The 24,987-nt window shown below is 31.9% G+C and carries 18 protein-coding genes; 6 read left to right on the top strand and 12 right to left on the bottom strand.

Features of this window, described 5'->3' with window-relative positions; genetic code table 11:
- Positions 1-11 precede the first annotated feature (11 nt).
- On the top strand, positions 12-911 hold the full coding sequence (locus tag bsdtw1_RS16035) for a DMT family transporter (protein WP_183278564.1): 900 nt from the start codon (positions 12-14) through the stop codon (positions 909-911).
- 184 nt (positions 912-1,095) lie between these two features.
- On the opposite strand, the gene bsdtw1_RS16040 is transcribed toward bsdtw1_RS16035, so the two are convergent.
- Positions 1,096-2,742: a SulP family inorganic anion transporter gene (locus tag bsdtw1_RS16040; protein WP_244638177.1), complete on the bottom strand. Its 1,647-nt coding sequence runs from the start codon at positions 2,740-2,742 to the stop codon at positions 1,096-1,098.
- A gap of 454 nt (positions 2,743-3,196) precedes the next feature.
- Here bsdtw1_RS16040 and bsdtw1_RS16045 point away from each other — a divergent pair, with 454 nt between their 5' ends.
- Positions 3,197-3,823: a VanZ family protein gene (locus tag bsdtw1_RS16045; protein WP_183278565.1), complete on the top strand. Its 627-nt coding sequence runs from the start codon at positions 3,197-3,199 to the stop codon at positions 3,821-3,823.
- A gap of 140 nt (positions 3,824-3,963) precedes the next feature.
- Here the strand turns inward: bsdtw1_RS16045 and bsdtw1_RS16050 are convergent, their stop codons facing one another.
- Positions 3,964-4,662: a DUF2161 family putative PD-(D/E)XK-type phosphodiesterase gene (locus bsdtw1_RS16050; protein ID WP_183278566.1), complete on the bottom strand. Its 699-nt coding sequence runs from the start codon at positions 4,660-4,662 to the stop codon at positions 3,964-3,966.
- A gap of 393 nt (positions 4,663-5,055) precedes the next feature.
- Between bsdtw1_RS16050 and bsdtw1_RS16055 the strand changes: the two genes are divergently transcribed.
- Positions 5,056-6,807 (top strand): methyl-accepting chemotaxis protein, encoded by a 1,752-nt coding sequence (locus bsdtw1_RS16055; RefSeq protein WP_183278567.1) that lies wholly within the window; start codon positions 5,056-5,058, stop codon positions 6,805-6,807.
- Positions 6,808-6,936: 129 nt separating this feature from the next.
- On the opposite strand, the gene bsdtw1_RS16060 is transcribed toward bsdtw1_RS16055, so the two are convergent.
- Complete coding sequence (locus bsdtw1_RS16060; RefSeq protein ID WP_183278568.1) at positions 6,937-8,961, bottom strand: glycosyl hydrolase family 18 protein; 2,025 nt, start codon at positions 8,959-8,961, stop codon at positions 6,937-6,939.
- 26 nt (positions 8,962-8,987) lie between these two features.
- Entirely contained in the window at positions 8,988-10,736 is a 1,749-nt protein-coding gene (locus tag bsdtw1_RS16065) for a carbohydrate-binding protein (protein ID WP_183278569.1), read from the bottom strand.
- Between the two features lie 847 nt (positions 10,737-11,583).
- On the opposite strand from bsdtw1_RS16065, the gene bsdtw1_RS16070 reads away from it, so the two are divergent.
- Together bsdtw1_RS16070 and bsdtw1_RS16075 are read left to right on the top strand one after the other, a co-directional pair.
- Positions 11,584-12,513, top strand: a complete 930-nt coding sequence (locus tag bsdtw1_RS16070) for an alpha/beta hydrolase (protein ID WP_183278570.1) — start codon at positions 11,584-11,586, stop codon at positions 12,511-12,513.
- A gap of 217 nt (positions 12,514-12,730) precedes the next feature.
- On the top strand, positions 12,731-14,377 hold the full coding sequence (locus bsdtw1_RS16075) for a cell shape-determining protein (protein WP_183278571.1): 1,647 nt from the start codon (positions 12,731-12,733) through the stop codon (positions 14,375-14,377).
- A gap of 68 nt (positions 14,378-14,445) precedes the next feature.
- On the opposite strand, the gene bsdtw1_RS16080 is transcribed toward bsdtw1_RS16075, so the two are convergent.
- The 8 genes from bsdtw1_RS16080 to bsdtw1_RS16115 form a co-directional block, all read right to left on the bottom strand.
- Positions 14,446-15,117, bottom strand: coding sequence for a DUF421 domain-containing protein (locus tag bsdtw1_RS16080; protein WP_183278572.1), 672 nt, complete (start codon positions 15,115-15,117; stop codon positions 14,446-14,448).
- Between the two features lie 34 nt (positions 15,118-15,151).
- The gene (locus tag bsdtw1_RS16085; protein WP_183278573.1) at positions 15,152-15,523 is read right to left on the bottom strand and encodes a hypothetical protein; all 372 of its coding nucleotides are present in this window, start codon (positions 15,521-15,523) and stop codon (positions 15,152-15,154) included.
- A 292-nt stretch (positions 15,524-15,815) separates the two neighbouring features.
- Positions 15,816-16,580, bottom strand: coding sequence for a MerR family transcriptional regulator (locus bsdtw1_RS16090; RefSeq protein WP_183278574.1), 765 nt, complete (start codon positions 16,578-16,580; stop codon positions 15,816-15,818).
- A gap of 378 nt (positions 16,581-16,958) precedes the next feature.
- Positions 16,959-17,906 carry a sugar kinase gene (locus bsdtw1_RS16095; protein ID WP_183278575.1) on the bottom strand — a complete coding sequence of 316 codons (948 nt, stop codon included), beginning with the start codon at positions 17,904-17,906 and terminating at the stop codon, positions 16,959-16,961.
- A 39-nt stretch (positions 17,907-17,945) separates the two neighbouring features.
- A complete protein-coding gene (locus bsdtw1_RS16100; protein WP_183278576.1) occupies positions 17,946-18,590 on the bottom strand; it encodes a bifunctional 4-hydroxy-2-oxoglutarate aldolase/2-dehydro-3-deoxy-phosphogluconate aldolase in 645 nt (214 codons plus the stop codon).
- A gap of 26 nt (positions 18,591-18,616) precedes the next feature.
- Entirely contained in the window at positions 18,617-20,104 is a 1,488-nt protein-coding gene (locus bsdtw1_RS16105) for a UxaA family hydrolase (RefSeq protein WP_183278577.1), read from the bottom strand.
- A 23-nt stretch (positions 20,105-20,127) separates the two neighbouring features.
- Positions 20,128-21,576 carry a tagaturonate reductase gene (locus tag bsdtw1_RS16110; protein ID WP_183278578.1) on the bottom strand — a complete coding sequence of 483 codons (1,449 nt, stop codon included), beginning with the start codon at positions 21,574-21,576 and terminating at the stop codon, positions 20,128-20,130.
- 296 nt (positions 21,577-21,872) lie between these two features.
- Positions 21,873-22,871: a LacI family DNA-binding transcriptional regulator gene (locus bsdtw1_RS16115; protein ID WP_183278579.1), complete on the bottom strand. Its 999-nt coding sequence runs from the start codon at positions 22,869-22,871 to the stop codon at positions 21,873-21,875.
- A 468-nt stretch (positions 22,872-23,339) separates the two neighbouring features.
- Between bsdtw1_RS16115 and bsdtw1_RS16120 the strand changes: the two genes are divergently transcribed.
- Positions 23,340-24,230, top strand: a complete 891-nt coding sequence (locus bsdtw1_RS16120) for an IS1/IS1595 family N-terminal zinc-binding domain-containing protein (RefSeq protein ID WP_183278580.1) — start codon at positions 23,340-23,342, stop codon at positions 24,228-24,230.
- Positions 24,231-24,987 lie beyond the last annotated feature (757 nt).

A 24,987-nucleotide genomic window follows, 5' to 3' on the forward strand; every position in this document is an offset into this window, starting at 1 on the left:
GATTATATTTAATGGATAAGAAAAATACTTTATTGCCTTATATATCAGTATCTATTAGTTCTACAATTTTTGGTCTTAGTTTTTTATTTTCAAAACAAGCACTCACTGTAGCAAGCCCTTTTATGCTTGTATCATTTCGTTTTTTACTTGCTTTTTTGGTTATGACTGTATTAATAATCTTTAGGATAATAAAAGTAGACTACAGAAAAAAACCTCTAGGTGGGTTACTTCTCCTAGGACTCGCGGAGCCAGTAGTGTACTTTATATTTGAAACTTTCGGTGTTAAAAACGCCTCTTCATCTGTTTCTGGGCTTATGCTCTCATTGATACCAATTGCAGTAACCTTATTAGGTATTTATATATTAAATGAAGTTCCTTCTATAACAAGAGTAATTTTTATAATAGTTTCTGTACTTGGGGTTGCTTTAATCGGAATTATGAGCAGTACTAGTGGACAAGAAACTTCCCCCTTAGGAATATTATTATTACTTGGAGCAGTTACTTCAGCTGGTTTTTATACAATAATATCAAGAAAAGTATCCAAGCATTATACTCCAGTTGAAATTACATATTTTATGATGTTTTTTGCAGCACTCTGTTTTACTATAATGAACTTAATAGATGTATCAATAAATGGAGATATTCACCGCTACTTTGAACCTCTACAAAACAAGACCTTTATAGCTTCTATTTTATATTTAGGGATACTATCTTCCATAATCGCATACTTTTTAACTAACTTTACCCTTTCAAAGATTCAGGCTTCAAAAATGTCTGTTTTCTCCAATGTGTCAACAATAGTTTCAATAGTTGCTGGTGTTTTAATTTTAAAAGAAAGCTTTCATATATATCACCTAATTGGATCTATACTTATCCTTACTGGGGTTTGGGGAACTAATAAATTTAAATAACTTAAGGTTGGATGTACCAAAATAAAAGGTGGTCTAAAAGTAAAATAATAATTTACTTCTAGACCACCTTTTCGTTTCATCCTTAGATGAACCACTTCATAGTTAATTTATATTTTCAAATTGTCCTCTCAGAATCCAGAGGAGTTTTGAAAATATATTTCGGATTGAAGTGTTTCATCCTCCCTTAGCTTACCTTTTCATTTTCTTCAAACATAGATTGTCCTATGTTATCACATATATTTTCTTCTCCGATTATATCTATAAAGCCATATTTTCTGAGCATTTTCATTGGTTGTTCTTGTACATCCATAATCTTAAGTGTTGTATTATTACTTTTACATATATCAATCAGCATTTCGAAAGAATGGTATGCAGTAGAATCCATATATGGAACTTTACTCATTTTTATTATCAAGGTTCTAGGTGGATCTCCCATTTCTTTTATGGCACTGACAAACTTATTTGCAGCTCCAAAGAAAAATGGACCTGTAATTTCAAATACTGCAACCCCTTCTTCTAAACCTTCCTGATTATTTGTAAGACTTTCTTCATATTCATTTACATCGTCATCCAATATGTATTTTACTTCTGTTACTTCGGCCATCTTCTTCATAAACAATAGTGAGGCTAAAACCACACCCACACCAATTGCTACAACTAAATCTAATACAATTGTTAGGATAAACGTAACAATGAAAACTAAAGAATCACTTTTGGGAGCTTTAAATATATCTTTAAAAGCAGACCATTCTCCCATATTGTAAGATACCATAACTAACACAGCTGCTAAGGCTGACATTGGAACTAACTTTACATATGGCATACAGACTAACAATATAGCAAGTAATCCAAGTGAATGAACCATTCCTGCAACAGGGGTTCTTCCACCATTCTTAACATTAGCGGCAGTTCTTGCTATTGCGCCAGTGACAGGAATTCCACCAAAGGCTGCAGAAAAAATATTAGCAGTTCCCTGAGCAATAAGCTCCATATTTGAACGATGCTTTCCTCCAATCATTCCATCTGCTACTACCGCAGAAAGTAATGATTCTACACCTCCAAGAATAGCTATTGTCAAAGATGGCATTAAAAGTTCATTTATCATCTTCATACTTATTTTTGGCATTGAAAAACTTGGCAAAGAAGAAGATATATGTCCAAATTGTTTTCCTATCGTGTTGATTGGCAGATTAAATACAACAGTAATTATAGTTACTATTATTATAGCAACAAAAGTTCCTGGTATTTTTTTATTTATTTTAGGCCATGCAATTATAATAGCAAGTGTAAGCAATGCTATAAGAGCACTTGATATATTGATGGTTCCCATATTTTTAATGTAAGCTTCCCATTTGCCTATAAACTCTGAAGGTACTGATTGTATTTTTAGTCCAAGCAAATCCTTAATCTGAGTTGAGAAAATTGTGATGGCAATTCCACTTGTAAATCCAGTTGTAATTGAAGATGGTATAAACTTAATAAAACTACCTAGCTTTAACGCTCCGATTATTATTAAGAAAATCCCCGCCATTATAGTAGAAACTATAAGCCCATCTAATCCATATTTTTGTATTATTCCATATACTATAACTACAAAAGCACCTGTAGGTCCACCTATTTGCACTCTACTTCCCCCAAGCAAAGATACAATAAACCCTCCAATTATCGCTGTGTAGAGCCCCTTTTCAGGTGATACTCCTGAGGCAATAGCTAACGCAATAGATAAAGGTAGTGCAATGATAGCAACAATAATTCCTGAAATAAAATCCTTTGTAAATTGTTCCTTTGTATATCCTTTCATGCAGGTTACAGACTTCGGAACTAATAACATTTTTATCCCCCCGATATTTTAATTAGTTACATACATCTACAGATTTACTACTTTATATCTTCTGTCTTTTCCACGTCATAAAAGAATTCAAAACACGCAATTATTCTTAAAATGACTTTTTGATTGAAGTAGCACTTCTTTAGATGTACATTGTTAAGCCGTAGAAATTATAACACATAAATCCAAATTTAAAGTAAATGTTCCAATTTTTTAAATTATTTATCTATTGAATAACTTCCTACATATTTCATCATATTTGAGGATATATTATTCACTTCCGAGTTACTCCATTATTGCCACAGCATTACTGGATCTATTACAATTAATGTTATAATACCATAAATACACAAATACGAAGATTAATGGTATAATAATTTACATTGGAACTTTATAATGGTAGCTTTACAGTTAATTTATTGTTTCAAGGAAAGTAATTTTAAAGGAGTATTGAAATATGGCCAAAGGATACATATTCAAAGGAACAATTCTTTTTATAACTATAATACCTATTTACTTATTTGTTCTTTGTATTAGAATTTTTATAAGTAAAAAAAGTGATAAGGAGATATCTTTTAGGAAAGAACTTATAAGATTTATTTTTACTTTATATATTTTAGCTGTTGCTGGGGTAACACTGTTACCTATTACAATCTATTTTTATGGATCGCCGCCTATATATGATAATGTTATGTCAGTAAATTACGTTCCATTTACTGATATAGCAAGGGAGCTTTCTGAGATGGGACAGCACAATTTTTCAGTAGCATTTCAAATCAAACTTTTAATTAAAAATGTTGGTGGAAACTTTATTCTTTTAATGCCTATGGGGATGCTGCTACCTTTACTTACAAGTAAAGTACATTCCATTAAGAAGAGTTTTATATTAGGTTTCATTGTTTCTTTATGTATAGAAACAATGCAATTTTTAGAAAACTATTCAGGACTAGCCTTCGGCAGAATTGTGGATATAGATGATTTGATTTTAAACTCATTAGGAGCTGCAGTAGGTTATTGTATTTTTATTTTCGTAAGTATATTTATTTCAAAATATAAAAATAGTAATAACACTCTACAAAACTAAAACTTATTAGCTTCATTAAATAAAACCATGTATATGAAAGGTGTTATTATCCTATCTATACATGGTTTCTATTTAAAGGGTGTAAGCTTCAACTATCAGTTATGTATGACACCAAAATATACTATCAAGACAACACACAGCTAACCTGTTAGCAAAGATCTCTTCTTAAGTTCCTCTACTCCTGCTTCACTTAACTCATATTTTCCCTTGTCCAATTTCTTAAACCACCCATAATAATTCTTATAAAGAATAGAATAAGTTTTCTTATGTTCGAACCCAACTTTTGAAAGATTCGCGGCAGAAGTCGGACCATTTTCCATCATATATTCTGCTATCTTTATAGTCTGCTCTCTATATGCTGTCATTAGCTTCTTACCTCTGCTGCCTCCAACATTATCTTCAAGACTTCGTCCTTTAAATTCTTTCACTAAACTATTTCTTTTTTTCTTTCCTGAGTTTATGCTTTTCTTTATGTCGAAAGGAGCTGGTTCTATAGCAATCTTTACCGAGTACTCATTGTCTTTTTTAGAAACTAATATAAGTCCGAGTTGTAGTCTTTTTATTAAATTACATATATCTTTCCACTTCTTACTGAAAAAATTAATTTTAGGCTTTGGGATAGCTACATATACTAAGTCAGCAAATTTTTGTCTATTGGTAGCTTGCACCAATAATTCTATGGTTAAGCCTTTTTTGAGCTCCACTACAGCTACTTTGCTGTCTTTCATTGCAAAAACATCACAATTGCCGACTTCAGCTTTAACATCATATCCAATGCTTGATAGATATTCTCTAACAGGCTTATACAATTCTTCTTCAAGTAAAAAATCCTTCTTCATTATTCAACTCTCCACATGCTAATTAATATATTTTTATAGCAATCAACTATTTAATATTATACTATAAACTCTTTTAATGAAAAAATCACTGAAGCGACTTTCTTTAATGATTTTCTTGCACATCTGCCTTTCCAAATACATACCCGTAAACTTATAGGCAACATATTCTTCTTTTTTATTCTTTAACTTATATTATACTTTAAGTTTTTTACTCATAATTATCCACAAATCTTATTAAATTATACTTTCCCTCCCACTATTTACTAGTATTCAAAATAAAGTTTTGTAGAAATTCTACGAAAATTGTAATATAGAACACTAGATTTTCATTGGTATTTTAAAACTATATAAATATTTTTTTATTAATTCTAAATTTCAAATTTGGGGGATTATATGTCTAAATTCATTAAAATTAACAACATAAAATTAGGTGGAAAGATGAGCTTAATCTTGCTTATCCCAGTAGTATCATTATTTTTCGTATCTGCTCTCTCATTGGTTGATATTGATTCAATAAATAAAAAGTTGGTATCAGATTTGTATGATAATGTACACCAAAGTGAATATTGGCTACTAAATGCAGATAGGGATTTTTATCAGGCATTGGATGCTGAATCAGAATTAGAAAGTCCAGATAAAGGCTCTGATCTTAAAAGCTTGAAAAGTGATTATACTGAAAATTTAAAGCAAACTCAAGATAGAGTTAAGTTAGCAATCGATATACTAAACAGAGATAAAGCCACCTTAAGTAAACTAACTCATAAAGATTCAAATTTAAATGTTTTTCAGCTTTATGATAACTTTAATAAAGATTTTAATTCATGGACAAGTCTTTACGATCCTGAAACAAATACTTTAAAGGATAAGAAGCAATATTTAGATGCTTTTAATTCAGCAAGAAGTAATATAAATCAAATGGAGGAAATCTTAGACGATTATGGTAAGCAGGTTATCTTTAATAGTGCAAGTTCTGTACAAAGTATAAAAAATATAATTATGACTGTTTCTATATCTACCTTAGTAATTTCCTTACTTTTAGGCATAGCTTTAATAATTAACATCAATAGAAGAGCAAAAATTGCTATTTCTTTAATTAATAAAACTGCTGATTTTGATCTTAAATATGATGATAGTTATACACAATATTTAGAAGATAAAGATGAGTTTGGTCAAATAATTAAAGCTGAAGGAACTTCAAGAAAAGAATTTAGACAAACTTTAACAGATGTTATCTCTTCCACTAAATCCGTAAATATAATGGTTGATAAATCTAATTCTAACATGACAAGCTTAGGACTGGAACTAGAAGATATATCAAAGACAGTTGAGCAATTATCTGCTGGTATGGAAGAAACATCAGCAGCTACTGAAGAAATGAATGCATCTACCTTAGAAATTGAAAAAGCTGTTGAAAATATTGCCGGCAAGTCAGAGGAAGGAGTTACTTCTTCAAGAGAAATTAGTGGTCGTGCTACTGCATTAAAATCTGAGGCTGTTGAATCTCAGAAAAAATCACAACAAATATTAGTATCTCTTGATAGTAACTTAAAGGCATCACTTAATGAAGTTAAAGCTGTTGAACAAATTAACTCATTAACTTCAAGCATATTAGAGATCTCATCACAAACCAACCTACTTGCTTTGAATGCAGCAATCGAAGCTGCAAGAGCTGGAGAATCAGGAAAAGGATTCGCAGTTGTTGCTGACGAAATAAGAAAGCTAGCAGAAGTTTCAAAGCAAAGTGCTATGGAAATTCAAAACGTAACAGCTTCTGTTATAACTGCTGTTAACAAATTAAGAGAAAGCTCTGTAGATGTACTAGGTTATATGGAGAAGCAAGTAATTCCTGACTACGAAAAACTTGTTAATACTGGAGATCAGTATAACGCAGATTCATTAACATTTAATGATCTAGTTACAGATCTAAGTTCTACAACTGAGGAACTACTTGCATCTATTCAGGATGTTACTAGATCAATCACTGAAGTTAGTAGTGCAACTAACGAAGGTGCAATGGGAATGACAAGTATTGCAGAAAAAACTACTAATATTGTTGAAATGGCAACTGAAGTCATAGCTCAGTCTAATAGATCAAAAGAAACTGTAGACAATCTAGTTTCAATGATTTCTAAATTTAGATTGTAGGCGTAAAGCACCATTTAAATTAAGTGGTTATACATCCTTAATGAGCTTGCGCAAAAAATTAATATATACAAAAATCTCTGTAGATCTATAAACTTAGATTTACAGAGATTTTTATTATTTATTAACTATTTATTGTGCCTGCCAAAGTGCTGGTACATTTGGTGGTTCCCAGCCTACTAATGAGGTATGGGCCTGTATGCACTTATAAGTAACTCCATTATAGGTAACTAACGCGCCTACCGCATATGCTGTATTAGGTGCCCATGCAGAAATTCCTGTTGATGCTTGAGTCTTTGCTGATACAGAACTGCTCCATGCACTTACCCCAGCTGAATTTACTGCTCTTACCCTATAAGTATGAGTTGAGCTCGCAGCTAAGTTCTTATGAGCATAAGGACTTGTCACATTAGTTACTACAACTCCATCAACTTCTATATCATAACTTGTTGCATTTGATACTGTACTCCAAGTCACATTTATCTGTGAAGTACTTTCAGCTGTTGCTGCTAAGCCAGTTGGTACAGCTGGTACTGTTACTGTAGTTGAAGTCTTAGCAGATACAGATGTACTCCATGCACTTGTTCCCACTGAATTTACTGCTCTTACCCTATAGGAATGAGTTGATCCTGCAGCTAGATTATTATGTGCGTAAGGACTTGTCACATTTGTGATTACTGTTCCATCAACTTCTATATCATAACTTGTTGCATTTGATACTGAGCCCCAAGTTACGTTAATCTGTGAAGTACTTGCAGCTGTTGCTGTTAAGCCTGTTGGTGCTGTTGGTGCAGTTGGAGTCACTGTTCCACCAATTCCAAGCTTAGAAGCAATAGTACTAGTAAGAGGCATTCCAGTAGCTGGGTCATCATTTGATATATCCCAAGCGATTACACCACCAAACCCATTATTTATAACATAATCACATCTTGCAGCAGCTGATCTAGTGTCTTCGTAAGTATACATTATACCTAATGAAGAATTGTACAACCATGGGACTTGGGAATAGCTATCTCTATATTTTACATACCCTGATGTTTTTTCTAATTGTAGCATTTGGCTATAAGAATTTTGTCCACCTGGATTGTTTGGATCATCAAGATTACCTACAGGAGCTCCACTTGCATTTGCAAATAAGCCATTAGTTCCAGTAGTCTTATCAACATTCTTCCAACCTCTTGAATAGAATGGTGATCCAGCATTTAATTTATCAGCTGGTACATGATATTTACTTACAAAATACTTCATTATATAGTCTGTATTATATTTGTTCTTTATATCTATTGGTGATGTAGGTGAAGGATCATTTGGATTTGCATATATAGCTGATTGGTGATTTGTAGTATTTTCAAAAGCACCATGGATATCATAAGTCATAACATTTATCCAATCTAGATACTGACTGTATAAATCTGGTTGAGTTAGATCTACTTTGTCATATCCTCCTGGAGCTGCTATAGTCAATAACTTTCCTGATAATCCATTGTTGTTATACGCCTGTCTTATCTCTTGCATCAAAGAAGTATAATTTTGTTTATCCTCTGGCCCACCTGGACATCCTCTATCATACTGGTCTCCTGATGCAGGTGTTCTGTTAACTCCTGGATACTCCCAATCGATATCTATACCATCAATAAAAGGATATTGTTTTAAGAAAGAGACTACACTATTTATAAAAGTAGCTCTATTAGCTGCAGTACTTGCCATAGCATGGAAGTTCTCTCCTCTTGTCCATCCACCAATTGAAACAAGTATCTTTACATTTGGATAAAGTGATTTATAGTATTTATACTCTCCAAAATGTCCTCTTAGATCACCAGGATTCCATCCACCTGAATGAGGGAATGTTGCTTGATAATCAGCATACTCATCAGTACTTGCTAACTTATAAGTTGAATCCACTGTAAAAAATGCATGATTTACAACTGTAACCTTATCCCAAGGAATATTATCAACAGACATGCTATTATGTGCAGCACTATACATTCCCCAGTTTGGAAAATATACAACAAATCTCTTAGCAGCTGCTGCTTGGGTAGACAAGGTGCTATTAGTACTAGCTGAAGCTGTAGCGCCGGCAAAAGTAGGCGCTGCTAAAGATAAAACAGATAAAGAAACAGCAATAGAAAGTATCTTTTTCAAAGATAATTTTTTCATTTTTTAACCCCTTTCATTTATCCTTTTTATTGTGCTTGCCAAAGTGCAGGCACATTTGGTGGTTCCCAACCTACTAATGAGGTATGAGCTTGTATACACTTATAAGTAACACCATTGTAGGTTACTAAAGCTCCTACTGCATAGTAAGTATTTGGTGCCCATGCCGTAACTCCTGTAGAAGTCTGAGTTTTAGCAGATACAGATGTACTCCATGCACTTGCTCCAGCTGAGTTCACAGCTCTTACTCTATAAGTATGAGTAGAACCTGCTGCTAAGTTCTTGTGTGCATATGGACTTGTAACATTTGTTATTACAGTTCCGTCTACTTCTATATCATAACTTGTTGCATTTGATACTGAACTCCAAGTTACATTTATTTGTGATGTACTTGCAGCTGTTGCTGTTAGACCTGTTGGAACTGCTGGTACTGTAACTGTAGAAGCAGTCTTAGCAGATACAGCTGTACTCCAAGCGCTTGCTCCAACTGAATTTACTGCTCTTACTCTATAAGTATGAGTAGAACCTGCTGCTAGGTTTTTGTGTGCATAAGGACTTGTAACATTAGTTACTACTGCTCCATCAATTTCAAGATCATAGCTTGTTGCGTTTGATACTGTATTCCAGGATACGTTTATCTGTGATGTACTTGCAGAAGTGGCAGCTAAACCTGTTGGAACAGCTGGTACTACTGGGTTTGTACTTAATCCATCAAAGTAAGCACGATAATTATTAGTGAACTCATATCCGGTATATGCATCCCAATTTATTGACCAAGCCATTAATCCTCTAAAGTTAGCATAGCCTTGAGGGTTTGCAAGTTTGTAAGTTCCGCCATAAGATTGTCCTTTTATTAAATAATCAAGTGCTTTTTTCATCTCTGTAGGATTTATATATCCTCCACTTGGTGCTGCACCTGAGCTAGCTGGTAAACCGATCATTACTTGATCTTGCCTTAATGCAGGGAATACATTATTTGAATTTCCTCCTACTGGGAAGCCATGCAATAACATTTCTGCTAGAGCTACTTCAAAGTCAGCAGTTCCTTGAGTATAAACCTTACCATCTAACCCATAGCATGAACCTGAATTATAATGTTGTACATGTATATAAGTTAATATATCTCTTACACCATATATAAGAGGAAGATAACCTCCCCATATACCGCCATAAGTTCCAAAACCACCTTGAACATATGCAGTTTCAGGTGCCATACTAACTATAAAGTTAGATCCATAGTGAGCATATAACTCTTTTATTGCAGCTATCAGATTTACCATTTGTGGAGTTGTTGGATTTTTAAAATCACTATCTCCTCCATTTAGAGACATACCAGTTTCAAGGTCTATATCTATACCATTGAAACCATATTTATCGATTATAGATATCATTGAGTTAACAAATCTAGTTTTTGCTGCAGCATCTGGTAAGAGAACTACTCCATTTTGACCACCTACTGATAATACAACCTTCTTACCTATGCTGTTTAAATAAGCTATATCCGACTTAAAATCTGCATCAGTTCCTGTTACTGGTGCAAAAGTCATGGTACTATTGTCACTAGCTGAACTTGCAAAAGCGACATTGACAACATCCCATTTGGTTGAAACATTTCTAAGTCTTATTATGCCTGTCCCATTGTCAAAATTATGCCAGTATCCTACAAGAAGTCGGCTGTTAAGGGCCGGTGCGGCAAGGGCGCTAAAGGATGGTAATACTAAGAAAGTAAATACCATTGCCACAAGAAGTGAGGAAATTAGTTTAAGCTTCCTTTTCATAAAAAACTCCTTTCAAATATTAAATTTATATGATTTTATAGGTCGCTTTTTTATAAGGTATTTATTAAGGTTAGACTTTTTTATTAGTATCTCTATAAGATTTGATATTGTATTTTTAGATATAGCTATAAAAGATAATTTTTAAAAAGAGGTTTATATATATAGATGTATATACCAGTTCTATTTTATTAAAACATTTCATTTTCTTTTGTTTAATATTGATTTTGTTGTTTTACTATTGTGATTTAGTAGAAATACAAGTAGAAAATAAGTTATTTAGAATTAAATTATAGAAATGTATTATGTTAGCTACTGTAGATAACAGTGAGTAAAATATTCGCCTTTTGAGTTTAGTAATTATAATTATTAGAAATAATTACTAATTTTTATATCTTTATTATATAATCATAATGTCAATTTGTAAACATTATTTTAAATATTTTAGTTACTTATATTATTTATTAATCATCAAACATTACATATCTTTTATTATTGAGTTATAAACTCGTCTTTTACAACACTATGTAAGTTCTAAAAAACTTTATTTCTTCATTGATTAATCATACAGAGTTCCAAGCTCAACTATTAATTTACACATAGGAATTCTTTACTAATCTTTTGAAAGACTAATTAAAACACGGAGTGCCTAACCACTTAATTTAAACTAAGAACTTTAACATCACTAGTTTAAATATTTATATGAATATATAGAGTTTTGACTGCCTTAAGCCATATATACTAACTTATAATATAAAATCTTCATTTTTATTAAGCTTACGCTATTTGACTTCACCATTGAATCCATTAAAATTGATTGTATTCTATATCCTAGAAAGGATTGATCTAAATGAAAAATAAAAATGCGAAAGATAGCCTTTTTATTAACACAAAGGATAATAAACAAATATTTATATATTGTTGGGATGATGTTAGTTCTCCAAAAGGGGTCATCCAAATCGTTCATGGCATGGCTGAGCATGCTGGTAGATATGAAGAACTTGCCAAGTTTCTTAACTCTCATGGTTTTATTGTCTATGCAGGAGATCATAGAGGCCATGGCAAAACTGATGAACACAATCTTGGATATATTGGTAAAGATGGCTTTAATAAAATTGTAGAGGATCAACACGTTATACTAAGCCTAATCAAAAACAATCATATGAATCTTCCAATAATCTTTTTTGCTCATAGTTTTGGTTCTTTTGTAGGACAGGAATACATTATACGATATGGAAATGAACTTTCAGGTATAATACTTTCTGGCTCTGCAATGAGAAAGGGGCTAGATGTTGATGCTGGAATTATTGCAGCCTACATCCAAAAAAATATCTTTGGCGAAAATAAAGAAAGCAAGCTATTAGATTTTTTAAGCTTTTACAATTATAATAAAAAAATTAAAAACTCTGCTTCAAAGTTTTCATGGCTTACCACAGATGAGATAGAAATAAAGAACTACGAAAATGATCCTCTATGTGGAAATATATCAACCTGCGGTTTTTATTATTACTTCCTTAAAGGCCTGAAAAATCTCTATATAACTAATAGATTAAAAGAAATACCTAAGGATCTTCCTATATTAATTATATCTGGAGATGACGACCCAGTTGGGAACTATGGCAAATGGGTAAAAAACTTATATAATCTATATAAAAACGTAAAGTTAGAAAATGTTAATATCAAATTATATGTTGGTAAAAGACATGAACTAACAAATGAAACTGATAGAAAAGAAATATTTTCAAATATTTTAAACTGGACAGAAAAAAATTGTTTATGATACCAAAATATCTGTATTTTAATCAATTCAATCTACAATTATATCCTATTTCAAGAGATACATCTAACAAAACTTCTTCGTGTATTTGTTGCTAGGATAGGTTATTTGATTTTTCTACAAATTATGTTAAAATTGAACATACTCGCTCTACTTATACTTTAAGTAAGATATTAAGCTTATAAGTATAAACTTTAAACATATAATAAGGAGACTTACTATGAAAAAAGAATTTAACTCTAAACTGCGTGTGGCGGCAATAATTTTCTTTGCTTTAGTTGCATTATGTTTTCATTTTATCTTTTTAATGCCACTATCTCTTAGCTTTTTTTCCACTACATTATTTATATCCATAGCAATCATAATTTTCTCAATACTCTTTTCAGGTTTCTCAGAGAAGAAGCTAGTCCTTTTATTAATACCACTTACAATAATACTATTTATAGGTTATTGTGTATCAACAAGTGGTATGTTTAGATCTAAGTCTTATAAAAGCTTAATCGGAACTATAAAAGAGCAGGAATTTTCAAAAGACATATCTCCAATCGACATAACTCAACTACCTGTTGTAGATAAAGCTTATGCAGAGAAATTAGCAGAAAAGAAGCTAGGTGAAGCTGGAGCAATAGGTAGCCAAGTTGTAACTGGTGATCCAGTAAAACAAATAGTTAAAGATAAACTTTGCTGGGTTGTGCCTTTGCTTCATTCTGGTTTTTTCAGCTGGGTCAGCAACCGTGAAGGAACTCCAGGATATATAGTTGTAAGTGCTACAAATGCCGATGACGTTACCTTTGTGAAGGAGTTAAACAACAAGCCTATTTCTTTAAAATATCAACCAAATGCATTTTTAGGCGATGATCTTAAAAGACATGCGTACTATAAAGGTAATGAATTCACTGGACTAACAGACTTCTCATTTGAGATAGATGATAATGGAACTCCTTATTGGGTTATTAGTAGATATAAAAACACTATTGGTTTTTCTGGAGAAAATGTTATAGGTACTTGTATAGTAAATGCTCAGACTGGACAAGTTGATAACTATGATGTTGATAATACTCCAAAGTGGGTAGATAGAATACAACCGGAAGAAATCATTAAAGATCAATTGAATTTATATGGAGAATATATAAAAGGCTATCAGTGGTTTACTAAGAACGACAAGCTAAAGACCACTGATGATGGAGAAATAATATACGACAAAGGTAATTGCTATTTTTATACTGGACTTACTTCTGTAGGTAAAGATAGTGCAACTATAGGATTCACTTTGACAAATATGAAAACCCACGAAACAACTTTGTATAAAACCTCAGGAGCTACCGAATCTGCAAGTATAAAATCAGCAGAAGGAAAAGTTCAAAATATGGGCTATACTGCAACTTCTCCAATATTAATAAATATAGAGAATATCCCTACTTATTTTACTACTCTTAAGGATAAAGATGGAATAGTTAGAATGTATGGAATGATTAGTGTACAAGACTATAACCTTGTTGGAGTTGGTGAAACTACTAAACAAGCATTATCAGATTATACAAAAGCACTTACAGGAAAAGGCAGCTCTTCATCATTAAATTCTTCTGGAAAAGTTAATCATGAACAAGATACTGTTTTAAGGATTGGTCAGGAAAACATAGATAAAACAACTTTCTATCATATAATAGTTAAAGAAAAATCTGATGTTGTCTTTGTTGTAAGTTCGGACGCATCTAGTGAACTAGCACTAACACAGCCTGGTGATAAGATAGAGATTGAATATATTGATTCAGATAATAGTGTTATAAATGCAACTGCCTTCGATAATTTAGAGTTTTCTCAAAAGAAATCAACAACTGAACAAAAAATTGAAGGTACGAAAAAATAATATACAGTAAACATTTCTGTATATCATAACAAAGCCTTAAAGAGTTATAGGTATCCATTCCTATAACTCTATTTTTTTAACACAATTAGTTTCCATTCAGGATCAAGTTCTGCTATCCCCACTTCATTTTTATAATCGTAAATCCCTTGCTTATTCAGTTCTTCAATCAGCCATTCCTTAGTCTTTTTTATATGCTTAATATTAGTATAAATTATATCTCCATCCATTATTAAAGGTATTGTTATCCCTTGGGTATTATCTACTATGTTTAAATCTTTTAAAGTAACAGGTTTATTTTCAGCTTTAGGAAATGCTGAAATATTACCCTGTGGCTCCATTATTATTGTATCTAAATCAGACATCTTATCATATCCTTGTTGTCTAAGTAATCCCTCAAGTTGATTGAGGCTTATACCTAATGCACTCAAAGCTTTCATATCAAGTTTTCCTTTATCCATGATTATACTCGGACCATGTTCCATTATATGATTAAATTTATTTTTTAAAGCCAGTCTAGTACTTAATGCCATTAAAACAACCAATAACCCTGTTCCATATACAGATTTAACTGTGACCTTATCTACTAAAGGTTCCGCTGCTACATTAGCTAATATCATAATCCCTGCAATTTCATAAGCTGTCATTTGAGCCATGGCTTTTTTTGTAAGTGATCTAGTGCAAAGGTAAGTAAAATAGAAAATTATTACTACTCTTATGCTAAAAGATACGACATCAATCATTTTACTCCTCCTAAGTGGTTATTTTCTCATGAAATTAAGGCCCAGCAAAAGCTTTTATCACAAAATCTGTATAATATCTTAGTCCCCCGATAAATTCTCCAGCCAACTCTTGCTTGTTCTCTATAGCATCATCCAACTGACCTATCATTGAGTCAAATGTAACAAATGCCTCTGTAGCATTATTAATCTGAATTATAGTTCTATTTCTTTCATATATTTTTTTCAACTCATCCATAGAGACCCTTGCTTCATCCCATCGACTTTCTATAACATTCTTCTCAATTATGTCTAATTGTTCTTTAAATCTATTCCTAGGTAATAATAAATAGAAGAAACACCACATAAATACAAAAGAAATGACCCATGTCAAAGCAATAAATAATCTGATATCATGTTTGTTCTTCATATTGTCTCCTATCTTATCTAAAAGTTCATGTGTTTATCTTTTGATAAAACTCACTTTATATACAGTGAAAAAACAGCTAAAAGACCTTCTTCAGTGATTTTTTTGCGCATCCGCCTTTCCAAATGCATAGAAGGAAAATTTGGCAGCGAATAAGTTTTATTTTTTGCTGTACATCTTTGAGCCCTTCTAAAATCATTAAAATCTCTAGTTTCAGCTTACATATAAATCTTATGTTTTCTTAGATAGCAAAAAAGGTTACAGATATATCAATCTGTAACCTTTAATATTTATACTATTTTTTCATCCCTGTATATATAAGGATAGCATCTCTTAAAAACTCTGCAGTACCTGGCTGTTCCTTATCATAATATTGAGTAAATCTCTCATCATCTACATACATCTGAGCTACTCCTGCGTGAGCTTCTTTACTGTATTTATCCCAATAGAAACATAACCACTGTTTGTGTAGATCAGCTGCTTTCTGTGCTAATTCTCCTGCTGGGTCTCCTGTCTTAAATGCTGCCGCCAATGTTTCAGCAACCTCATTTGTAAGCGCAGTAATTTTCTCATGTTCCTCTTCAGTCATATTTTTAATTTTATTATTAGATTTATTTACAGCTTCATCTCCGTATTTCTCACGAATTTCCTTGCCATATTTCTTTTCATTATCATCAACTAGCTTTTGTTTAAAGCCTTCAAATTTTTCTTTATTACTCATAGTAATTCTCCCTTCCATAGACTCAATGGTCTTATCAACATTTACAATTAAAAGATCTAACTGCATTTTTCTCTCAAGAAGCTTTACACGGTGCTCCTTTAGCGCTTCAGCTCCGTCAAAAGAAGGTGCTGTTATTATATCTTTGATTTTATCTAGATCTACTCCAAGCTCTTTATAAAAAAGTATTTGCTGAAGCCTATCTACCTCTTCTTGACCATATATCCGATATCCAGATGAATTGACTCTTGCCGGCTTAAGAATCCCTATCTCATCATAATATCTAAGTGTTCGTGCACTGACACCTGCTAAATGAGCTAACTTTTGAACTGTGTATTCCATGTGTACCACCTCCTGATATCTATACTATAAACTTATACGTAGCGTAAAGGTCAATAGGAATTTAAAATATTTTTATAGATATAAAAAAGTCGCTGAAGCGCCCTTCTTCAGTGAGCTTTTTTAACGCATCTGCCTTTCCGAATGTATATGAGGAAAATTTGGCAGGCGAATAAGTTTTATTTTTTACTGTATAGCAATAAAAATATTCTAAAGTCATTGAGATATGTGGATTTAGCTAAATTGAAAATTCTATATTTTTATGCAGTAAAAAAAGCTTGAAAAATTTCAAGCTTTTTTACCATGTTCGTCCAAAACATTTTCTTATAATATACTATTTATCCTTAAGAATCGTAATCCTCTCAGGGATTATCTGTCTTCTTATCTATCTACTACTTTTTTCTTACCCATAAAGGTCATAAGCTGTTCTTCATATGGGTATGCTTCCATGTCACCTTGAACAAGAGTTGCCATTGCACCTACTGCGTTACCTTGAGTTCCGCACTCGCTTAAGTTTAGTCCCTTAAGTACTCCTGATAAAAATCCTGCAGCAAATCCATCCCCTGCTCCAGCAGTATCTACTAGCTTTTCTATCTTAAAGCCAGAAACATATACTCCTCCATCTTTATCAGCAACATAACAGCCATCAGCACCAAGCTTTACAGCTACTATTTTCGCTCCCATAGCTATAAACTTTTCAGCTATCTCTTTTTCATCTGTGGTTCCTAGAAGAAGTCCACCTTCATCAGCACCAGGAAAAATTATATCTGCCATCTTAGCAATTTCTAAAAGCACTGGCTTTGCTTCCTCAATAGTCCATAATTTTAATCTTATATTAGGATCAAAAGAAACTGTTATACCATTTTCTTTTGCTATCTTTAAAATTTCAAAAACCATTGCTCTTGCGCTTTCAGATAATGCTGGTGTTATACCAGTAATATGGATTATCTTAGCTTGCTTTATATACTCTACATCTATATCTTCTACAGAAAGTCTGCTTGCTGCAGAACCTTTTCTATAATAATAAACACTAGGATTGTCTCCACCTATTCTTTCCTTAAACATGATACCCGTACTTGCCTCAGTATCAAATTTAACTCTAGAGGTATCAACACCTTCTCCTCTTACTACATTTAAAATTTGTCTTCCAAATTCATCTTTACCTAATTTTGAAAACCATGCTACATCGTGTCCAAGTCTTGAAAGTGCTGCAGCCACGTTAGAATCCGCTCCACCTACAGACTTACCAAAACTATTAACATATCTTAGCGGTCCATTAGATTCTGGATTGAAAAGCACCATAGTTTCACCAAAAGTTAATACTTCCATCTATGTTTACACCTGCTCTCAATTTTTGTTTTATTTGTATTAAGCTTCTCTTGCTTTTCTTAATGCTTCAACAAACTTTTCAGCTGTTTCTGTAACTAGTTCATAATCACCAGTCTTAGCACCTTTAGTTAAGTCAGAACCTGTTCCAACTGCTACAGCTCCTGCTTTTACCCAATCCTTTATATTGTCTAGGTTTACGCCACCTGTTGGCATGAAGTTAGCTTGTGGTAAAGGACCTTTAAATGAACTTATTATTGAAGGACCATAAGCATTTCCTGGGAACACCTTTAATACTTCAACACCGTATTCTAAAGCTTCAACAGCTTCTTTAACTGTCATTATTCCTGGCATTACTGCTATTCTATATCTATTACATAGTTTAACAGTTTCTGCATCAAAATAAGGGCTTACTATAAATTCTGCTCCTGCAAGTATACATGCTCTAGCTGTTTCTGGATCAAGAACTGTCCCTGCTCCTATAATTAGATCTTCATTTTTGTAGATTTCTGATATTTCTTTTATTATTTCAACAGCACCTGGTACTGTCATAGTTATTTCTAAAGCTTTTATTCCGCCTTTTTTAACTGCATCTATAATTTTGATTGCTTGCTCTTTTGATTCAGCTCTTATAACAGCTACAACACCACATTCAGTTATTTTTTGTACTACTTGTATTCTTTTCATCTAATTCTCCTTATTTACACTTTTGATTAAAGAGTTACACCTGTTTTGAATATAGCTAATTCTCTAAAATCATTTTTTTCATTATTTGCAAGTTCTCCACTAGCTACACTTATTATGTAGTCGATGAATTCCTTAAGAACTTCTTCTGAGTTCTTATCTTCGAGAAGACTTCCTGCATTAAAGTCAATCCAGTGAGGTTTAAGTTCAAATAATTGTGTATTTGTTGATATCTTTAATGTAGGAACATAGGATCCAAATGGAGTTCCTCTACCAGTTGTGAATAGTACCATTTGACAACCTGCCGATGCTAAAGCAGAAGCAGCAACTAAGTCATTTCCTGGTGCACTTAACAAGTTTAATCCTTTTTCCTTAAGTGTTTCACCATATTTAAGCACATCCACTACTGTAGCTGTACCAGCTTTTTGTGTGCAACCTAAAGATTTATCTTCAAGAGTTGTTATACCACCAGCCTTGTTTCCTGGTGAAGGATTTTCATATACTGGTTGATCATATCTTATAAAGTATTCCTTAAAATCGTTTATTAAGTGAACTACTTTATCAAATACTTCTTCGTCTAAAGCTCTATCCATAAGCAGTGTTTCTGCTCCAAACATTTCAGGAACTTCTGTTAAAATAGTAGTTCCACCTTGTGCTACAAGGAAATCTGAAAATCTCCCTACTAGAGGATTTGCAGTAATTCCTGAGAATCCATCGGATCCTCCACACTTAAGTCCTACTTTTAATTCAGATAGTGGAACTTCTTCCCTAACATCATTCTTCATATTTTCATATAGCTCTTTTAATAGTTTCACGCCTTCTTCTAGTTCATCAGAAACTTCTTGTGAAACTAGAAACTTAACTCTGTTCTCATCATATTCACCTAAAGATTTTTTGAAATCAACCATATTATTGTTTTCACAACCAAGACCAAGAACTAAAACTCCACCTGCATTTGGATGTTTTACAGCATCACCTAGTATAGTTCTTGTAGTCACATGGTCATCACCAAGCTGTGAACATCCATAATTGTGCTTAAGTACTAGAGTATTATCTATTCCTAATTCTTCAATTTCCTTCTTAAGCCTATCTAACATTCTGTCTGCCATTCCATTTACACATCCAACTGTCGGAACAATCCATAGTTCATTTCTTATCCCAACACTGCCGTTTGCTCTCTTATAACCTTTGAATGTTAAAGCTTGATTCTTATAAATGTTATCCAATAATTTTTGATTGAAGCTATAATCTTTTATTCCGTCAAGATTAGTTTTAGTGTTGTGTGTATGAATCCATTGTCCTTCTAATACAGGAGTAATTGCATGACCTATTGGAAATCCATACTTTACTATGTCTTCGTCAACGCCTATTTCTTTTATAGCAATTTTATGGCCTCTTTTAACGTCTTCTTTTAGAGTAATAACTTTTCCGTCTACTTCTATAGTTTGATCTTTATCTAAGTCCATTAATGCTACAACTACATTATCATTTTCATTTATTTTAAGAACACTTTTCATGAAATTACCTCTTTTCTTCTTAATTACATAACTTCTTTAAGTGCTTCCTTAATTCCTAGTGTTTCTATTTTAGCAAGGTAATAAGTAACAGCGTCAGTTAAGCCTTTAACTTCATTTAAGTTCATCTTCCAATTCTTTTCATATCCAAGAACTGTAGTAACAACACTTCTTAATCCAGCTTCACTACCATCGCAGCTTCCCCATGCAGTTTTATATAAATCTAATATATCTGCATCATCAGCTAGAGCTATAGCTTCTTCGCCTCTCTTACCTTTATAGAACTCTATTAAAGCAGCAAGTGAGAATACTAATTTCTTAGGAAGTTCTCCTTTTCTGTTTATGTATTCTAGTAATGAAGGTAAATCTCTAGTTTCAAACTTAGACATTGAGTTTAATGCTATGCTCATTAAATAGTGATTTACAAATGGGTTTTGGAATCTTTCAAGTACTGCACCTGCAAAGTACTCTAACTCTTCTTGTGGTAAATCTAATGTAGGGATTATTTCGCCATAAACAACTCCCTTTATAAACTGACCTATAACTTCATGATCAACTGATTCACCAACTGTTTCTAATCCATAAAGATACGATACTGGTACTAAAGCAGTATGGGCACCATTTAATATTCTAACCTTTCTTGTTCTGTATGGAGTCATATCTTCAACAAATATAGTGTTAAGACCTGCTTTTGCAACTGGTAATTCATTTCCGATCCATGCTGGTCCTTCAATTACCCACAGATGGAATTGTTCTCCAACATTTACTAGGTTATCTTCATATCCTAATTCTTCTGTTATTTCTTTTATTGTATCTCTTGGATATCCAGGTACAATTCTGTCAACTAAACTTCCACAGAAAGTGTTAGCTTCATTTATCCAAGCTACAAATTCTTCACCTAAGTTCCAAAGTTCAGCATACTTAAGGATTATAGCTTTAAGTTTTTCACCATTTTTATCGATTAGTTCACATGGTATTATTATTAGACCTTTTTCTTTAGCTCCAGCAAAAGCCTTAAATCTGTTGTATAGTAAAGCTGTTAATTTACCTGGGAAGCTTTTTTGTGGTCTGTCTTCTAACTTATCATTTTCATCAAAAGCTATTCCTGCTTCAGTTGTGTTTGATATTATAAATCTTAATTCTGGGTTTTCTGCAACTCTTAAGTATTCATCATATTGAGTATATGGATTTATTCCTCTGCTAATGCTGTTTATAACTTCATGTTCTTTAACAGCCTTTCCATCCTTTATTCCTTGTAAATAAAGTGTGTATAATCCGTCTTGTTCATTTAATTTATCAACTAAACCAAATTCTATAGGTTGTACTACAACTACACTACCGTTAAAATCTGCTTCTTTATTCATTTTATCTATTTGCCAATCTACAAATGCTCTTAAGAAGTTACCTTCTCCGAATTGTAAAACTTTTTCTGGATATTGTTTGTACTCTTTAAAAGTTTCCCTATTTAATTTCATTTCCGACTCCTCCATACACATTTTGTTAACGTGTGCAAATTAGTTTAAATTTTTTTTATTAACAATCCGATATTAATATTTCTCTTTTCAAATATATTATATCATTTAATGCACACGTTAACAATAAGTTTTTTTTAAATATTCCACTCATTATTTTATGGAAGGTATTGTATAGCATATTTAAATTGTTTACTGCTTTGTAGTGTTTTTAACAAAATGAAAAAGATATGCCCAATATTTTTAGTTCTCATACTTGGCATATCTTTTCACTTAAGAAATTCTATACATTATTATTTTTATAACTTACGTGCTGATTCCCTAATCATAAGTTCGGTTTTTATATATACTTTCTCACCTTTATAGTCTTTTTTGTCAATTAAATCTATTATTGTTCTTCCACCTATTATACTTATCTCTTCCATAGGTCTCTTTACTGTAGTTAGTGCAGGGGTAGCATACTCTGCAAAACCTATGTTATCGAAACCTACTATTGATATATCCTTAGGTACTGAAAGCCCTTTTTCAAAAACAGCTTTTATAGCTCCGATAGCCATATCATCATTTGAACAAAATACTGCTGTTGGCTTGTTAGGAAGATCAAGTAATTTTTTCATGGCCCCATAACCGCTCTTTATATCGTAGTTTCCTCTAACCAAATATTCTCCTCTTACTGGAATATTATTATTTAACAAAGCTTTTAAAAATCCATCTTTTCTCTTCTTAGATGATTTAAATTCTTCTTTTCCCTCTATAATAGCTATATCTTTATGGTTATTTTCTATCAAATAACTAGCTGCCTTAAAAGCTCCTTCTTCGTCATCTGATAGTATGTTTATTAAAGAATTACCTTCGATTTCTCTATTTAAAACAATAAGTGGTATCTGTCTTTGCCATACATGATATATGAATTCATTATCCTTATCACTTTGACTCATAAGCACAATTCCATCAAATCTTTTATTATTAATTCCTGAAAAATCCTTGTAGTCGTCTATACCTCTTACTACTAAATTATAGTTTTCTTTTATTACACTATTTACGCCTCTTACTATTTCATAGAAAAAACTTGGAGATGTTCCTCTGCTTATACTAGAGAAGAATAATCCAATAGTATAAGACTTATCCAAAACTAGACTTTTTGCACTATAGTTTGGAACATAATTAAGTTCCTCTGCTATTGCCTTGATCTTAGCTTTTGTTTCTTCATTAATTAGAGGACTATTATTTAGCGCTCTAGATACAGTGGTATGCGATACATTCGCCAATTTTGCTATATCTTTTATAGTTATGCTCATGCCTTCACCTTCTTAATTTCTTAATAAAAATTCTTATATCTCAAAAAAATATCTCTTAACTATAGTTGTACACCTTTCTTTTAAGCTACTGCTCTTATGAAGTATCTACACTAAAAGATTTTTTTAATACCATCTATTTCTTAATTTCTCTATAAATACAACCATCTTATTTTAATAACATTTTATAAACCATATCAAGCTTTAGGTTAACAACATTATAAAGCTCTGTCAATATATGAAATATAAAAATCTACTTTAAAACCTCTTCTCCCTTCTAATTATGTAATGTAAAGATATAAATTTTTAATATAGATGAGCAAAAAACTCACTGAAGAAGAGCGCTTCAATGAATTTTTATAGTATCCAAATATTTGTTAAATAAATGTTGGTAGTGATTAAAACCATGAACATATGGCAAGCATTAAGAGGATAGCTTAATTATTAAATTTTCTTAGAGAGGTGTTCCTTTTGCTACAGCATGATGTTCAATTGAAAAAGTTTGATCTGCATACTAACAAGATGCTAAAAAGAGATTTTTATAAAGATAGAGTTGTAGAAGTCTGCCCAATTTGTGAATCAACTTGGTATATTAAATATGGTTTTTATAATGGAATTCAAAGATACAAATGCAAAGTGTGTGAAAAAACCTTTTCGCGTACAACTAATTCATTGTGGAGTTATTCAAAAAAGAATGCTAGAACCTGGCTAGAATTTACTGAATTAATGACAGAAAATAAGACTTTAAAATTCTGCGCAGAGAAGCTAAATATAAGTATTGGCACAGCCTTTTATTGGAGACATAAAATACTTCAAGCGTTAAGTCTAGATTCCACTCCAGATAGTTTATCAGGAGTTGTACATGTAGGAAAGGTTATTTTAAAAGAGAATTTTAAAGGGTGTAGAAATGCAGAAATAATTGCTTCATCAACTCCAAGAGAAAACATTTGGGTTGTTGGTGCAAGAGGACAAGAAGACTCTATGTTTATAGAACCAATATTTAAGCATCAATGGGATGGAAGAGCTTTCAATGAGAAAGTTTATTCTAAAATAGAAAAGAAATCATACATTGCTCCTTATGGAGACAGTTATATAAAATCAGTAGCAAGAAGACATAATAGAAAAAGATCCATTAAAATAGAGACCGAGTATAGAATAAAATATCTTTGGCCAAATTTGAAAAAGTGGCTATCAACCTTTCATGGGGTGGCCTCAAAGTATCTAAAAAGATACCTTAGTTTCTTTATAATTATGAACTTGGATAAGGTGCTCGATTACATGAACTTGATATATGATAGATTATTTGAAGGAAATAGATTTATAAAAATTGATGAAATAAGAATTATAAATTCACTTTTTTAAAGAAATTATAATTAAATATAACTCTGAATAATCCTTGGGAAGTAGATTGAAAATTCAACTCTTTGTCCGATCAAAATTTAATATAGTTGAAAATATTTTTTGATATTAATTAAAATTAATAAGATAGTAAAACAGCTAATTTACTCTGAAGAAATTGTAAAGAGATGTAGTTTATTCGAAAACTGTTTTAATACTGTACTAGATTCGGATAAGAATCTTTAAAAACATAAAGTTGATAACAGGGTTGTCCACCTTTGTATAAATATTTAACAACATTTAATTAATATATAACTATATAATGAAAAAATATACTATAAGTATAGAGCTTGTGGTAAATAATAATCTGTTTATTGCAAAAATACACTATTATAGCTATTTCTCTAATTTATTTTATTAATCAATTAATAGATTAAAGTATATTTACTACGATATTTTTATGGATAAAATTTATTAGACCTTGTATATAAAAATAAAAAACAAGCACCTATTTATTATAAGTACTTGCTTTTCACATGATTTTTATAGAATTTAAATCTATAACATTTATTGAGGTATACGGTTCACTCTACTTAGGGTTCGTAGCGGGAAAATATGTTTAGTCCCAAATGAACCGTATCCTTTATATAAATTATAATCTTTTATTATTAAAACTTAGTTAATGGTCCTTGTGGGTAATAAGGAAGAAGTTCAAAAATAAGCTCTATAGTACTATAGAAGTAGGTGGATTTTTACTAAATTTAAGTATTATATATTGAGC

The organism is Clostridium fungisolvens, from assembly GCF_014193895.1.
Lineage (GTDB): Bacteria > Bacillota > Clostridia > Clostridiales > Clostridiaceae > Clostridium_AR > Clostridium_AR fungisolvens.

Coding starts and splice junctions, on each gene's coding strand:
- bsdtw1_RS16035 (WP_183278564.1), top strand. CDS start 12: ATGGATAAGAAAAATACTTTATTGCCTTATATATCAGTATCTATTAGT.
- bsdtw1_RS16040 (WP_244638177.1), bottom strand. CDS start 2,742: ATGTTATTAGTTCCGAAGTCTGTAACCTGCATGAAAGGATATACAAAG.
- bsdtw1_RS16045 (WP_183278565.1), top strand. CDS start 3,197: ATGGCCAAAGGATACATATTCAAAGGAACAATTCTTTTTATAACTATA.
- bsdtw1_RS16050 (WP_183278566.1), bottom strand. CDS start 4,662: ATGAAGAAGGATTTTTTACTTGAAGAAGAATTGTATAAGCCTGTTAGA.
- bsdtw1_RS16055 (WP_183278567.1), top strand. CDS start 5,056: ATGTCTAAATTCATTAAAATTAACAACATAAAATTAGGTGGAAAGATG.
- bsdtw1_RS16060 (WP_183278568.1), bottom strand. CDS start 8,961: ATGAAAAAATTATCTTTGAAAAAGATACTTTCTATTGCTGTTTCTTTA.
- bsdtw1_RS16065 (WP_183278569.1), bottom strand. CDS start 10,736: ATGAAAAGGAAGCTTAAACTAATTTCCTCACTTCTTGTGGCAATGGTA.
- bsdtw1_RS16070 (WP_183278570.1), top strand. CDS start 11,584: ATGAAAAATAAAAATGCGAAAGATAGCCTTTTTATTAACACAAAGGAT.
- bsdtw1_RS16075 (WP_183278571.1), top strand. CDS start 12,731: ATGAAAAAAGAATTTAACTCTAAACTGCGTGTGGCGGCAATAATTTTC.
- bsdtw1_RS16080 (WP_183278572.1), bottom strand. CDS start 15,117: ATGATTGATGTCGTATCTTTTAGCATAAGAGTAGTAATAATTTTCTAT.
- bsdtw1_RS16085 (WP_183278573.1), bottom strand. CDS start 15,523: ATGAAGAACAAACATGATATCAGATTATTTATTGCTTTGACATGGGTC.
- bsdtw1_RS16090 (WP_183278574.1), bottom strand. CDS start 16,580: ATGGAATACACAGTTCAAAAGTTAGCTCATTTAGCAGGTGTCAGTGCA.
- bsdtw1_RS16095 (WP_183278575.1), bottom strand. CDS start 17,906: ATGGAAGTATTAACTTTTGGTGAAACTATGGTGCTTTTCAATCCAGAA.
- bsdtw1_RS16100 (WP_183278576.1), bottom strand. CDS start 18,590: ATGAAAAGAATACAAGTAGTACAAAAAATAACTGAATGTGGTGTTGTA.
- bsdtw1_RS16105 (WP_183278577.1), bottom strand. CDS start 20,104: ATGAAAAGTGTTCTTAAAATAAATGAAAATGATAATGTAGTTGTAGCA.
- bsdtw1_RS16110 (WP_183278578.1), bottom strand. CDS start 21,576: ATGAAATTAAATAGGGAAACTTTTAAAGAGTACAAACAATATCCAGAA.
- bsdtw1_RS16115 (WP_183278579.1), bottom strand. CDS start 22,871: ATGAGCATAACTATAAAAGATATAGCAAAATTGGCGAATGTATCGCAT.